Origin of the sequence: Mesorhizobium sp. L103C105A0 (assembly GCF_000502215.1) — a bacterium.
Taxonomy (GTDB): domain Bacteria; phylum Pseudomonadota; class Alphaproteobacteria; order Rhizobiales; family Rhizobiaceae; genus Mesorhizobium.
The window spans coordinates 268,438-281,928 of sequence record NZ_AYXF01000003.1; the positions used below are offsets into that span (position 1 = coordinate 268,438).

A 13,491-nucleotide genomic window follows, 5' to 3' on the forward strand; every position below is an offset into this window, starting at 1 on the left:
ACGCAAACGAATCCTTGACGACGCAAACCGAGTCGCCTTTTATGTGCCATGTGCTCTTGTTGAGGGCGCGACCGGAGAGTTTCGAGCCCGGTCATTTTCCCGGATTTTGTGCGTTTTGGCCATGATTTCCGCCTGTTTACGAGGCTGGCGGAAGCGTTGGATCGTGGGGGCTTCGGGAGCGAAAAGGGAGATTTGTCGGACTGGAATAAATTGTCTGTTAACACTATATTTAGTGTTTGCAGGCAGGTTCGACGCTAGATAGTGTGAATTTCCCTCGGTCGAGGGAATCGAGGAAAAATTCAGTTTTGAGGGACCCGCAGGGTTCGGCGCAGAGTTGGAACAGCGGCTTCGTAAGAAGCTCGACCAGCAAGGCGACGAAGACTGCCACAAGGAGAGCCGGTGTTTTCGAACGCCGGCAGACGGCGGACATGCGCGTTTCGCATTGGGGGCAGAAATCCCCGGGGAAAAGCGCTATATATAGACAAAAGGGACCGGACCAATGCGCATCGAGCGTCGTTTCACCAAGCCAGGCCAATCAGCTTACGCGGAGATCGAATTCCGCAAGGCGCTTTCGGAGATCAAGAATCCGGACGGCTCGGTGGTGTTCCGCTTGGACAATATCGATGTGCCGGCGCAGTTCTCGCAGGTTGCCGCCGACATCCTGGCGCAGAAGTATTTCCGCAAGGCCGGCGTGCCCGCGCGCCTGAAGAAGGTCGAGGAGAACGACGTCCCCTCCTTCCTGTGGCGCTCCGTCGCCGACGAGGCCGAGCTTGCCAAGCTGCCGGAAGCCGAGCGCTACGGTTCCGAAATCGACGCCCGCCAGGTCTTCGACCGGCTGGCCGGCACCTGGACCTATTGGGGCTACAAGGGCGGCTACTTCAAGTCGGAAGAAGACGCCAGCGCCTTCCGCGACGAACTCGCCTACATGCTCGCCACCCAGCGCGTTGCGCCGAACTCGCCGCAATGGTTCAATACCGGCCTGCACTGGGCCTACGGCATCGATGGCCCGAGCCAGGGCCACTATTATGTCGACCCGTTCACCGGCAAGCTGACCAAGTCGAAGTCCTCCTACGAGCATCCGCAGCCGCATGCCTGCTTCATCCAGGGCGTGCAGGACGATCTCGTCAACGAAGGCGGCATCATGGACCTGTGGGTGCGTGAAGCGCGTCTGTTCAAATATGGCTCGGGCACCGGCTCCAATTTCTCCATGCTGCGCGGCGAAGGCGAAAAGCTGTCGGGCGGCGGCCGTTCGTCCGGCCTGATGAGCTTCCTCAAGATCGGCGACCGCGCGGCGGGCGCAATCAAGTCGGGCGGCACCACGCGTCGTGCGGCCAAGATGGTCATTGTCGACGCCGACCATCCCGATATCGAGGAATTCATCGACTGGAAGGTCAATGAAGAGCAGAAGGTGGCGTCGCTGGTCACCGGCTCCAAGATCGTCAAAAAACATCTCGAAGCGATCATGAAGGCCTGCATCAATTGCGAAGGCCATGATGACGATTGCTTCGACCCGTCGATCAACACCGCGCTGAAGCGCGAGATCAAGGCGGCCAAGAAGTCGGCCGTGCCGGAGAACTACATCTACCGCGTCATCCAGTTCGCCAAGCAGGGCTACACCGCGATGTCGTTCAAGACCTACGACACCGACTGGGATTCCGACGCCTACCTCACCGTTTCCGGCCAGAACTCCAACAATTCGGTGTCGCTGAAGGACAACTTCCTGCGCGCCGTCGAGGACGACGCCGACTGGCATCTGACCGCCCGCAAGGACGGCAAGGTGCTGAAGACGCTGAAGGCACGCGACCTCTGGGAAAAGATCGGCTACGCCGCCTGGGCTTCGGCCGATCCGGGCCTGCATTTCAACACGACGATGAACGACTGGCACACCTGCGCTTCGGCCGGTGCGATCCGGGCCTCCAATCCGTGCTCGGAATACATGTTCCTCGACGACACGGCCTGCAACCTGGCCTCGATCAACCTGCTGCCCTACCGCAATGCCGACGGCACGATCGACATCGCCGCCTACGAGCACACGGTGCGGCTGTGGACCGTCGTCCTCGAAATCTCGGTGATGATGGCGCAGTTCCCGTCGAAGGAGATCGCCAAGCAGTCCTACGAATACCGCACGCTCGGCCTCGGCTATGCCAACATTGGCGGCCTGCTGATGACGTCCGGCATTCCCTATGACTCCGACGAGGGCCGCGCCATCTGCGCAGCGCTCACCGCCATCATGACCGGCACTGCCTATGCCACCTCGGCCGAGATGGCTGGCGAGCTCGGCGCCTTCGCCGATTACGACCGCAATGCGCAGAACATGCTGCGCGTCATGCGCAACCATCGCCGTGCCGCCTATGGCGAGAAACAGGGCTACGAGAAACTCGCCGTCAATCCGGTGCCGCTGGTCGCGTCCGACCTGAAGCAGCAGGAATTGGCCACGCACGCCAAGGCTGCCTGGGACCGCGCCATCGAACTCGGCGAAGAGCATGGCTACCGCAACGCGCAGGCGACCGTGATTGCGCCGACCGGCACGATCGGCCTGGTCATGGATTGCGATACCACCGGCATCGAGCCCGACTTCGCGCTGGTGAAGTTCAAGAAGCTCGCTGGCGGCGGCTACTTCAAGATCATCAACCGCGCCGTGCCGGAAGCGCTGCGCACGCTGGGCTATTCCGAGAGCCAGCTCGCCGAGATCGAGGCTTACGCTGTCGGCCACGGCAACATGAACCAGGCGCCGGCGGTCAACCCCGGCTCGCTCAAGGCGAAGGGTTTTACTGACGACAAGATCGCGGCGCTCAATGCGGCGCTGAAGTCGGCCTTCGACATCAAGTTCGTCTTCAACCAGTGGACGCTGGGCGCCGACTGGGTGAAGGAGACGTTCGGCTTCACCGACGAGCAGCTCAACGACTTCTCGTTCGAGATGCTGCCGGCGCTCGGGTTCTCCAGGAAGGACATCGAAGCCGCCAACATCCATGTCTGCGGTGCGATGACCCTGGAAGGCGCGCCCTTCCTCAAGGCCGAGCATCTCGCGGTGTTCGACTGCGCCAGCCCGTGCGGCAAGATCGGCAAGCGCTCGCTGTCCATCAACAGCCACATCCAGATGATGGCGGCGGCACAGCCTTTCATCTCCGGCGCCATCTCCAAGACCATCAACATGCCCAACGATGCGACGGTGGAAGACGCCAAGGGCGCCTACATGCTGTCGTGGAAGCTGGCGCTGAAGGCCAACGCGCTCTATCGCGACGGCTCGAAGCTGTCGCAGCCGCTCAATTCGTCGCTGCTCGCCGACAGCGAGGACGACGAGGACGACGCGGTCGAGCAGTTGATCGCGGCGCCCGCTTCACAGCGTGCCGTGCAGGTCACCGAGAAGATCGTCGAGCGCGTCATCGAACGCCTCTACCGCGATCGTGAAAAACTGCCGAATCGCCGCAAGGGCTACACCCAGAAGGCAGTCGTCGGCGGCCACAAGGTCTACCTGCGCACGGGCGAATTCGACGACGGCCGCATCGGCGAGATCTTCATCGACATGCACAAGGAAGGCGCCGCTTTCCGAGCGATGATGAACAACTTCGCCATCGCCATCTCGCTTGGCTTGCAATATGGCGTGCCGCTCGAGGAATTTGTCGAGGCCTTCACCTTCACCAAATTCGAGCCGGCCGGCATGGTGCAGGGCAATGACGCCATCAAGAATGCGACGTCGATCCTCGACTACGTGTTCCGCGAACTCGCCGTGTCCTACCTCGGCCGCCACGACCTCGCCCATGTCGACCAGTCGGATTTCGACAAGACGGCGCTCGGACGCGGCATCAACGAAGGCAAGGCGACGCCGTTCTCGAAGGGCCTTACCCGCGGCGCCTCGCCGGTCAAGTTGGTGTCTGGCCTAGGTGGCGAACCCAAGGGTTTTGCCGGATCACCTGCCGCGGCCCCTGCCCGGGTCACCCCAACTGCGTTCTCAGGCTCCAATGTGCTGGCGCTTAAACCAGCAAGCGACGAAGCCATCGCCTACAAGCGCGACTATGAGGAGCGAGCCAAGGAATTGGTCGAAGATATTGTTTCCGAGGAGGCAGCCGATCCCACCGGGTTGTTCACCGACGAAGCAGCGAAAGAAGCGGCCGAGGCAAAGGCGCTTGCCTCTACGCGGCGTCAGCAATCCTTGATGCAAGGCTACACCGGCAACGAATGCTCGGAATGCCACAACTTCACCATGGTGCGGAACGGCACCTGCGAGAAGTGCGATACCTGCGGCTCGACGAGCGGGTGCAGCTGAGAAATCATGCCGCCTCGGCTTACAGTCCGCGAAGTCATTCGCCTGCTGGAGACCGACGGTTGGTATCTGGTTGCAACCAAGGGCAGCCATCGCCAATATAAGCACAAAACCAAAGCCGGCCGCGTCACCGTGGCCGGCAAACCGTCTGAAGAGGTTGCGCCAGGAACACTGAACAGCATCCTCAAGCAGTCCGGTTTGAAGGAGTGACTATATGCGTTACGCGGTGGTGATTGAAAAAGCAGGCAACAATTTCTCTGCCTATGTGCCGGACCTACCCGGCTGCATCGCAACTGGTGCTACCGTGCCAGAAGTAGAAATCGAAATTCGCGACGCTATACGCTTTCACATCGAGGGCTTGCGTGCCGATGGGCTGGAGGTGCCCAAAGGAATCAGTCTCGCGGAATACGTAGAGGCATAAGCGGTAACCTTCAGGACAACCTCCTACCGCGCCCTTAGCGTCTGATCGTCGAACAGCGGCTCGTCCTGCCCCGCCCGAACGAACAGCACCCTCCGCCCCTCACCCGCCGGCGCCTCGAAATACTGAATACCATCCGGCATTTCGCCCCAGTCGCCGCAGGGCGGTTCGGGAACTTCGTCATTGGCTAGCGCCTTCAGCTCTTTCGCATAGGCAGCATCGGGGCTGAATGTGTAGCGTTTGACGCCCGCGGGCACGGTGCCCTCGGTGTAGGGCGTCAGCACGCAGCGGGCGCTGACTGATTTGTCGGTCTTTTCCAGCAACAGGCGCAACACCGCGGCCTCGGCGGTTTCGCCTGATTTGATGTCGAACACCTCGACCAGCGGATCGGGCGCGCCGCCATCGCTGTATTTGATGGCGAGCGCGTTGCCGACGAATTCGAAGTGGATCTGGCGAAAACCGAAATCGCAGCGCTGCACCCAGGCGGCCAGCCCAACCGTCTTGTCGGCCATTTTTTCCCAGACGCATTTGTCGATCGGCGGGCGCGATGGCGCCGGCTCGTCCGCCCGCGCTGCGGCTGATATCGTCGCCGAGGCAAACAGCGTGCAGATCCAGACAATCGGTCTCATGGCGCTATTCATCGCTGCATCCTGTCAATGTGAAGGCGTCCCACGCCGAGCCGTCCGGATTGGCATTGGCGAAATCGGCAAATTCGGTGAAGCCCGCGCCGAAATCGGGCAGCAACAGCCCTTTCGGCGCCGGTGTCGCTTCGCGCGAATTCAGCTGCTCGGCGCCGCCTCCGGTCAAGGCATAGACCTGGCCCATCCATATCCGGCAGAGACCGCTGCCATCCTCCAGCCCCGCTTCGCGGTCGTCGTCGGTGCAGGCGTGGCGGATGGTGCCGAGCGGAAACGAATTTTTGCCATTGGTCCAGGCGATGTCGGCCGGCAAGCGCGTGTCGGTGTTGGGCACGGTCACCGAAAACACTTCGGCCGTCAGTGCCGCCGGCTCATTGTCTAGCGGCCGGAATTGCAACACCGCGCCCGAACGCGGCTCGCGATAGGTGGCGTGGCTGAGCAGACATTCCTTTGCGCTCGCTGCCTGCACGGCGCCGAGCAGAGCCAGGCAAACGACGGCCAGCCTGCGGACGATCATTGGATGTCTTGTCATGAAAGTGGGCGCCTCAGATAAAACCGACCAGCCAAGCCGCGCCGCCCAGAAACGCGGCCGAACAGACCCACAGCAGCCAAAGCCCGCGCACCCTGCATTCGAGCACTGCCGAGGCGGGGTTGGCTGGGTCGTAATGCACGTCGACCTTGCCGCCCTCGGCATAGCTGCGCGCCTGGCTGCTGACGAGGCCGGGCATTGAAGCGGTGACCGTGGCGCCGAAGGTGACGCGGTCTGAGGTGTAGTGCTGGCCTGCGACGCCGTAGCTGTACACGATGCGGGATTTGAAAACGGTGCTCCAGCGTCGGTGGCCGCTGTAGTTTCGTAGCGCCTGCAGACCGGAGGAATCGATGCGGCCGGGCGCGACCGGCCATTTTGCCGCCTGCTCGGCAAGCGACTTCTGGACGAAGGCCATGCGCAGGATCATCAGGCCCATGAACAGCAGCAGCGCTCCGGCGCCGAGGTTCTGCGGCTTGGGCAGGTGCGGCCGGATCGCCTCCAGCACGCCACCGAGCGAAAACACCAGCACCACCGTGCCGATCACCAGCCCGGCCGAGAGCTTGACCATGAACTTGAAGGCGCCGTCCGGCAGGGTGCGTTCGATCACGGCCTTGCCCGGATCGGCCGGATTGTAGAAGACGGTCACTTCAGCGCCGGTGGGAAACTGCGCCAGGGTTTCGGTGACTTCGAAATTCCCCAGATTCTCCTTCACGCTGTAGCGCGAGCTTTGAAATTTCTTTTTACCGACCTTGTATTCGAAGGTGATCGCCGGAAAATTGCGCATCTCGGTGGTGTCGCTGCTGTCCGAGCCGACGCCCGACCTTCTGACTTCACGCGCCTCGACGCGCGACGAGATGATCTTGCCCGGCGCCGGCAGCCAGTGGCTCATCGCCTGCACCTCGCGCCATTTGACGAAAGTGATGAACGACAGACCGCCCGCGATCGCGCAGGCAAATCCGACAATCAGAAATTTGAGCTCTACGTCCACCGCGTCCCCCAGGAGTGTCGGAAGCTGCGAATAGATAGCACGGCGAAGGCAATGTCTTGATTATTCCCGAAGGACGAACCGCCCTTCCTCGGGTATCGAAGCCCCCTCAACTTTGTTAAGAGTCGCCCAAACTGTTAGGAGCCATGAGACCAGGATGACAGCACTGCGCGTTCTCTCGGATGCCTTCATTCCGGAACTCCCGAACCACTACAAAGGCAAGGTCCGCGAGAATTACGATCTGCCGGATGGCCGCCGCATCATCATCGCCACCGACCGGCTGAGCGCCTTCGATGTGATCCTGACCGCAATACCTCTCAAGGGAGAGCTGCTGACGCAGACGGCGCGCTACTGGTTCGAGGAAACGGCGGACATCTGCCAAAACCATGTGCTCGATTATCCCGACCCCAATGTCGTTGTCGGCACCAGGCTCGACATTCTGCCGGTGGAAATCGTTGTTCGCGACTATCTCGCCGGCACCACCAGCACTTCGGTGCTGACGAAATACAAGAACGGCGAACGCGATATGTACGGCATCCGCCTGCCGGACGGGCTGCGCGACAATGAGAAGCTGCCGCAGGCCATCATCACGCCGACCAGCAAGGCGCTCGATGGCGGCCATGACGAGCCCTTGACGCGCGACGAGATCCTGACGCGCGGCCTGTTATCGGAAGAGCAATGGGACACAGTCTCGCGCTATGCGCTGGCGCTGTTTGCGCGCGGCAAAGCGTTGGCCGCGAAGCGCGGCCTGATCCTGGTCGACACCAAATATGAGTTCGGCACGAACAAGGATGGCACCATCATCCTTGCCGATGAAATCCATACGCCCGACTCAAGCCGCTACTGGCTTGCGGCAACCTATGAAGAGCGTTTCAAGGCAGGCGAGCGGCCGCAAAGTTTCGACAAGGACTTTATTCGCGCCTGGGTGACCGCGCGCTGCGATCCCTACAAGGATCGTATTCCGAAAATCCCCGCCGAGCTCATCGAGCAGACATCGCGGGTTTACACGCAGGCCTTTGAGACCATCACCGGCAAGACCTTCACCGCCGATATCTCGGGAAAGACGGTGCTGGACCGCATTCGCGAGAACCTGCGACCTTATTTCTGACGGCGGCTGGCGGCCGCCGGTCAACTTGCCGAGGTCGCGGACACGGACGGTTCTGGCGGAGCGCGCCACGTGCCGAGATATGATCCGCACAGGATGAGCGCGAAAGCCGCTACAATGCCGATATCGAGCGGCTCTGAAAGGACGAGCACGCCGGCTGCCACGGAGACGGCGGGCGCCACATAGGTTATGACGACCGCCCGTTCGGGGCCGATCTCCCGCACCAGCAGAAAATAGGTGGCGAAGGCGATCGCCGTGCAAAACACGCCAAGACCGAGGATTGCGCCAACCACCGTTGTCGACGGCATGGCCGCCGGCCAGGCCAACGCCGCCGGCACGGCGTAGATCAGCGCGGCCCCTGCCAGACAGACTGCCGTCAGCGAGGTTGCCGGCACATCGTTCAGCCAGCGCGACGCGATGATCGAACCCGAGGCATAGCAGGCCGCGGCCATGAGAATCTCGACGACCGCGAGAAATCCGCCACCCAAGGTCGGCAGCGCCAGCACGAAGACACCGGCAAAACCGAGGAAAAGACCGGTCCAGCGGCGTATCCCCAGCCGCTCATCCGAGCCCATCAGCTTTGAGAGCGCGACGGTTACCGCCGGCGTCATGGCAATCAGCAGTCCGGCGGTGGAACTGTCGATGCTGACTTCGCCATGGGTGATCAGCCCCCATGGCAGGATCATCTCGACCAGACAGAATGCGGCGACCGCCGGCCAATGTGTCTTCAGCCATCCGAAACTGCGCTGGACAAGGACGAAGGGCAGCAGCGCCAGGGCGCCGACGGCTGTTCGGGCAAAGACCAGGAAGGGCACCGACACCTCGGCAACCGCCAGCTTGATCAACAAATAGGGAATGCCCCACAGGAGGCTGAGCAGCACGAACAAAAACAGTCCGCGGCGCGTCATGACGGCCTCACAGCCAGAAAGGTGGTCCACTCTTCGCGATCGCGGCCGACGTTGAATTCGTCTCCGACAAGAACCAGCCCGGCGTTTTCAAGGCGGGCCGCGAAGTCGTCCCTGCGCCAGTAGACCGTATGATATTCGCCGCTCTTCTCGCCATCGCCAATGCGCATCGAGACGAGGAAGGCGCCGCCCGGCCGCAACGACCCGGCAATCTTGGCAAGCACCTGGTCGGCCTGCTCGCGCGGCACGTGGATCAGGACGCACAATGCGAGCACCGCGTCGTAGGGGCCGCCGAGATCGTCGGTGATGAGATCGAGAAACTCACCATGCTTGCCGCGTGCGGCCTGCAACTCGAGAAACCGCTTCGTTGCGTCTGTGCGCCGAACCTGGACACCGAGCCCTTCGACGAAGTCCGCATCGTATCCGGGCCCCGAACCGACTTCCAGAATCCGGCCACCTTTGCCGGCGATCTTCACCAGGCGCTTCAGCCATTTCTGTTCTCTTTGGTTCGGAACGTGCCGCACCAGAGCGTCGTAGCGTTCGGCATAGTCCTCATAGGCGTTGATCGTTTGGCGGCTCTTCGCCAGATCCTCGGATGGCACAGTCATCTTTCCCTCCCCTGGTCAAAGAGCTTGCTTAGCCAATGGTGCCGGGAGGCACGCGTCCGTCAAGCATACCGATATCCCTGAGGAAATGATCCGACAGCGAGCGGCGGTCGAGCAAGCCGCGCTTGCGAGGCCTGAACGGCGCGGTGAAGAGGTCGAGCACCGGGCGGCGAAGCGTGTTGTAGAGAGCGATGGTGGTGGTCATTGCCGTATCCTCAGGGTTTGATCCGATGAATGCAGCATGCCGTTTTCCGGGCTTGGTTTCCAATCGAACGTCGCGTAGTATGCATCAGCGGGATTGATGCGTCATGAGCTGGGAACTACCACCATTAGGAGCCATCAGGGTCTTTGAAGCCGCGGCCCGGCTGGGCAGTTTCACCAAGGCAGCCGAAGAACTCGGCATGACCCAATCAGCTGCCAGCTATCAGATAAAGGTGCTGGAAGAACGTGCCGGAACGCCGCTTTTCATAAGAAAAACAAGGCAGATCGCGCTGACCGAGGCCGGACAGCAGCTGGCGCCGCACGCAACAGGCGCGTTCTCGACCCTGGCCGACGCATGGGTCGCCACCAAGGGTGGAGCGACCGGCGTGCTGTCGGTGACGACCATGGAAACCTTCGCATCGAACTGGCTGGCCGTATGGCTTGGAACATTCCAGCTGATGCATCCCGATCTTGCCGTGAAGGTGAATACATCGCACGGGCTGGTCGATTTCACGCGCGGCGACATGGATGTCGGCATTCGCACCGGCAGTGGAAAATGGCCGGGCCTGACGGCTCACTATCTGTTCAAGGCGGACTATACGCCGATGCTCAGCCCGAGACTCGCCGAAAGCGTCGGCGGCATCCACCGCCCCGAGGATCTCTACCAAGTGCCGCTATGCTGTGCCGACGATCCCTGGTGGGAAATCTGGTTCAAGGCTGCCGGCGTGCCGTTCGAGCCCGATCGCGTCATCGCTGGCCCGAAGCTGGGTACGCAGGCCTATGATGCGATGGCGGCGCTGACCGACAAGGGCGCCGCGATCCTCACCAGAAACCTTTACAGCGCCCTGTTGGAAAAGGGCCAGTTGATACAGCCATTCGGCGTGCTTGGATCGGACGGCGACGGCTATTGGCTGGTGCATCTGGAGAGCCGCCGCAACGCGCCCAAAATCAAGGTGTTTCGCGACTGGGTGCTGGCGCAGACGGCAGAGATACGCGAACGCGAAAAGCGCGACAGCCCTCTAGGCACCGCGATAAAACTCGCCCCCGCCTCAACCCTCAGTCCTTGAAGGTCAACCCGTATCTTGCAACCTGTTCCTTCGGCATATCCGCAAGCGCCTGGCGCGTGGTGTAGCCGCCATAGATCACCTTGCCGTTCTTGATCATCCAGTCCTCGACGTCGGCCTCGGTCACCGTCATCCTGTCGCCCATCTTGTACTTGTTGCCATTGACCGGGACGTCGGCGAGCAGGCCGATATAGGAGCCGTCGCTGTAGCCGACCAGCTGCAGCCAGATATGCTCGGTGGCGCCGTTCTGGGTCAGCGGGAATTTTACCGTGTAGGTGCCGGGTGTGCCGGCGTCCATCAATTCGTGGAAGCGCTTGAGGGTCGAGCGGCCGCTGTCCTTGGCGGCCTGCATCGCCTTGTCCTCGGTGGAATAGGACACGACGTTCTGCTTCGACTCCGCCAGCGAAGCGCCACTTCCGCCCGGCATGTGGCCGAGCGAACTGAAAAACCCGTAGCCGACGGCGGCGGCAAGTGCGACAGCCACAACTGGATTGCGCATGGATCCCTCCGAAACCCGATCACGGGCACGTTACCGGAAGGCTGTTGCGATACCGCTAAAGGACACAGTGAGCGGATCGTTAGCGAGACGCTGAAAATTCAACCCAAGGCGCAGCGGCAGGCAGCGCAGGCGCACCGGCACCTGCCTGACGTTCAGTCGGCGTCGGCGACGGTCGTCTGCCCGCCTGCCCATGCCCGCCAGGCGCGCTCGTCGCCATGGAAGACGTTGAGGTCGATGCGGCCGGTCACGCCGTGCGACAGGCCGGAGCCGGAATACTGCCAGAACAGCCATTTGCGGCCGGGATAGACTTTTGAGGGATGCCGCGCGACGGCGCGCAGCCAGAACGGATAATCGAGAAACGCACCCTTGAGATTGTCGCGATAGAAATCCGGCGCGGTGTAGATGATGGGCCGCTGGCCGTAATGGCGCTCCAGCTTGTCCATGAACACCTTCATCTTTTCCAGCACGGTGGCCCGCGACGGCCGCCGCTTGCAGGAAGATTCGCCGTTCCACTCGACATCGATTACCGGTGGCAGCGCGCCTTCGACCCTCGGCACATTGCGGATGAACCAGTCGGCCTGCTCGCCCGCAGTGCGGCACCAGTAGAAGAAATGATAGGCGCCGCGCTTCAGCCCGGCGGCGTCGGCATTGCGCCAGTTCTTCATGAACATCGGGTCGAGATGGTCGCCGCCATCGGTCGCCTTGATGTAGGCGAAGTTGGCGCCCTGGGCACGCAGCTTGCGCCAGTTGACATTGCCCTGCCAGCGCGAGACGTCGACGCCGTGGACGGCAAGGTAGCGTGGCGAAGCCTTGCCGAAATTGATCGGCTTGGCGTCGCGGAAACCGTAGCGGGTGACCGGCGAGGCCAGCATGGCCGGCGCCGCGCGCGTCAACCGCTTCGGCGCAGACATCAGAGCGGCGGGCTCGAGCTGTGGTCTGGTGCTCCCCTGCGGCGTGCCCGCGACGATGGCCTCTTCTTCCTCGACCATGGAAAAGGGCGGCGCATTGTCGGCCACAGCGTTGTCGGCCACCATGTCGGACCGCATCGGCGCGAGGTCGGCGGTCTCCGCCGGAGCCGCTGTGACCGGCGCGCTCGGACGCACGACCGAACTGGTCGTCTCGTTCGACGGCTGCAAGCCATCGACGCCCGCTGTGGACGAACAGCCGGCAAGCCACAGCGATGCCAACATGAAACTGACGACGCCTGAAATCCGCATCTGGACCTGTACGCAAAACACAACAGACCGAAGGCAAACAGACGCCGCCGGACAAACCGGCCTCGATTACTAACGAGAAATTACCAACAAAGTTTGAATCAAGTTATTAGGAATTGGCCCTCTTGTCTTCTCCCCCTGTGGGAGAAGGTGGATCGGCGCGTAGCGCCGAGACGGATGAGGGGTGTTCCAGCGGAGTGAGGCGTTGGCGTTCCCTGGAACACCCCTCATCCGACCGAGCTTCGCTCGGCCACCTTCTCNTGTTCCAGCGGAGTGAGGCGTTGGCGTTCCCTGGAACACCCCTCATCCGACCGAGCTTCGCTCGGCCACCTTCTCCCACAAGGGGAGAAGGGGAAGCCCTTACCTTCCCAGCCATTGCTGCATGCAGCTTTTCGCCACCACATGCGCCGGTGGCACGGCGTCGGCGGCCGGGCGGCGGGCACGTTCGAGCAGCAGGCGAACCTGTTCGGGGCGCACGCGGTCACGCTCCATCACGAGGAGGACCATCGGATCGCTCAAAAGCTCGTCCAGGGTGCTGATTCTGTCGCTCATCGGTCGTCTCCTCGATACCGGCCCGCAGACGACAGATAGGCAGGCAATCATGGCCCGCCAATGACGCTTTGCCGGCTATGTCGTGGTTTCGGGATTAATTTCCGGTAAGGCCGGCGTCAGTTCGGAGGCGGCGCGCCTTCATGGTGCGGCAGGCCGTCTTCGAGCTGCAGCCAAGGCTGCTTCGAGGCGGTCCACATATGCATCTCCGGCTTGAAAAGTGAGGGATCGTCGAGCGAGCCGGTGGTGATGCCGACGATGCCGGCGGAGTCGCGTCGGGAAAACAGCGTGGTGCCGCAAGCGGCGCAAAAGCCGCGCTTTAGGTCCGGAGAGGTGTTGACCGTCGCCACCTCTCCCTCGATGGTGACATCGTCGATGCGAAACAAAAGGCGGGCGTTGAAGGCCGCGCCGATCACCTTCTGGCAGCGCCGGCAGTGGCAGACGCGCTGGTTGAGCGGCGCCGCCTCGGTGCCGTAGCGCACTGCCCCGCAATGGCATCCGCCCTGGTATTTCGTCAT

General features: G+C 62.1%; 15 protein-coding genes. 5 read left to right on the forward strand and 10 right to left on the reverse strand.

All coding sequences use genetic code 11. From position 1 onward, the window contains the following. The first annotated feature begins 499 nt into the window (after window positions 1-499). The 3 genes from X727_RS152840 to X727_RS152830 are packed head-to-tail and all read left to right on the forward strand — an operon-like array spanning window position 500 to window position 4,682. On the forward strand, window positions 500-4,264 hold the full coding sequence (locus X727_RS152840) for a vitamin B12-dependent ribonucleotide reductase (RefSeq protein WP_023745995.1): 3,765 nt from the start codon (window positions 500-502) through the stop codon (window positions 4,262-4,264). Between the two features lie 6 nt (window positions 4,265-4,270). Next, window positions 4,271-4,471, forward strand: a complete 201-nt coding sequence (locus tag X727_RS152835) for a type II toxin-antitoxin system HicA family toxin (RefSeq protein ID WP_023669047.1) — start codon at window positions 4,271-4,273, stop codon at window positions 4,469-4,471. A gap of 4 nt (window positions 4,472-4,475) precedes the next feature. Then, entirely contained in the window at window positions 4,476-4,682 is a 207-nt protein-coding gene (locus tag X727_RS152830) for a type II toxin-antitoxin system HicB family antitoxin (RefSeq protein WP_023669048.1), read from the forward strand. A 23-nt stretch (window positions 4,683-4,705) separates the two neighbouring features. Here the strand turns inward: X727_RS152830 and X727_RS152825 are convergent, their stop codons facing one another. The 3 genes from X727_RS152825 to X727_RS152815 are packed head-to-tail and all read right to left on the reverse strand — an operon-like array spanning window position 4,706 to window position 6,834. Beyond that, window positions 4,706-5,308 (reverse strand): hypothetical protein, encoded by a 603-nt coding sequence (locus X727_RS152825; RefSeq protein WP_245265832.1) that lies wholly within the window; start codon window positions 5,306-5,308, stop codon window positions 4,706-4,708. A 4-nt stretch (window positions 5,309-5,312) separates the two neighbouring features. Then, window positions 5,313-5,849 (reverse strand): hypothetical protein, encoded by a 537-nt coding sequence (locus X727_RS152820; protein ID WP_245265831.1) that lies wholly within the window; start codon window positions 5,847-5,849, stop codon window positions 5,313-5,315. A gap of 13 nt (window positions 5,850-5,862) precedes the next feature. Next, complete coding sequence (locus X727_RS152815; RefSeq protein WP_023669050.1) at window positions 5,863-6,834, reverse strand: DUF3592 domain-containing protein; 972 nt, start codon at window positions 6,832-6,834, stop codon at window positions 5,863-5,865. A 163-nt stretch (window positions 6,835-6,997) separates the two neighbouring features. Here X727_RS152815 and X727_RS152810 point away from each other — a divergent pair, with 163 nt between their 5' ends. Further along, a complete protein-coding gene (locus X727_RS152810; protein WP_023669051.1) occupies window positions 6,998-7,939 on the forward strand; it encodes a phosphoribosylaminoimidazolesuccinocarboxamide synthase in 942 nt (313 codons plus the stop codon). Window positions 7,940-7,959: 20 nt separating this feature from the next. Here X727_RS152810 and X727_RS152805 read toward each other — a convergent pair whose 3' ends face one another. The 3 genes from X727_RS152805 to X727_RS1000000168500 are packed head-to-tail and all read right to left on the reverse strand — an operon-like array spanning window position 7,960 to window position 9,651. Then, window positions 7,960-8,844: a DMT family transporter gene (locus X727_RS152805; RefSeq protein WP_023669052.1), complete on the reverse strand. Its 885-nt coding sequence runs from the start codon at window positions 8,842-8,844 to the stop codon at window positions 7,960-7,962. Then, a complete protein-coding gene (locus X727_RS152800) occupies window positions 8,841-9,449 on the reverse strand; it encodes a class I SAM-dependent methyltransferase (RefSeq protein ID WP_023669053.1) in 609 nt (202 codons plus the stop codon). Before X727_RS152800 ends, X727_RS152805 begins: the two co-directional genes overlap by 4 nt. Window positions 9,450-9,477: 28 nt before the next feature. Beyond that, window positions 9,478-9,651, reverse strand: a complete 174-nt coding sequence (locus X727_RS1000000168500; protein ID WP_023669054.1) for a hypothetical protein — start codon at window positions 9,649-9,651, stop codon at window positions 9,478-9,480. Window positions 9,652-9,754: 103 nt separating this feature from the next. On the opposite strand from X727_RS1000000168500, the gene X727_RS152795 reads away from it, so the two are divergent. Further along, the gene (locus tag X727_RS152795) at window positions 9,755-10,714 is read left to right on the forward strand and encodes a LysR family transcriptional regulator (protein WP_023669055.1); all 960 of its coding nucleotides are present in this window, start codon (window positions 9,755-9,757) and stop codon (window positions 10,712-10,714) included. Here the strand turns inward: X727_RS152795 and X727_RS152790 are convergent. The 4 genes from X727_RS152790 to X727_RS152775 form a co-directional block, all read right to left on the reverse strand. Next, window positions 10,704-11,210: a DUF2314 domain-containing protein gene (locus X727_RS152790; RefSeq protein WP_023684921.1), complete on the reverse strand. Its 507-nt coding sequence runs from the start codon at window positions 11,208-11,210 to the stop codon at window positions 10,704-10,706. The genes X727_RS152795 and X727_RS152790 overlap by 11 nt on opposite strands. 152 nt (window positions 11,211-11,362) lie before the next feature. Then, window positions 11,363-12,427, reverse strand: a complete 1,065-nt coding sequence (locus X727_RS152785) for a GH25 family lysozyme (protein ID WP_023690159.1) — start codon at window positions 12,425-12,427, stop codon at window positions 11,363-11,365. 357 nt (window positions 12,428-12,784) lie between these two features. Beyond that, window positions 12,785-12,976, reverse strand: coding sequence for a hypothetical protein (locus X727_RS152780; RefSeq protein WP_023669058.1), 192 nt, complete (start codon window positions 12,974-12,976; stop codon window positions 12,785-12,787). A 116-nt stretch (window positions 12,977-13,092) separates the two neighbouring features. Continuing rightward, the gene (locus tag X727_RS152775; protein WP_023697596.1) at window positions 13,093-13,491 is read right to left on the reverse strand and encodes a GFA family protein; all 399 of its coding nucleotides are present in this window, start codon (window positions 13,489-13,491) and stop codon (window positions 13,093-13,095) included.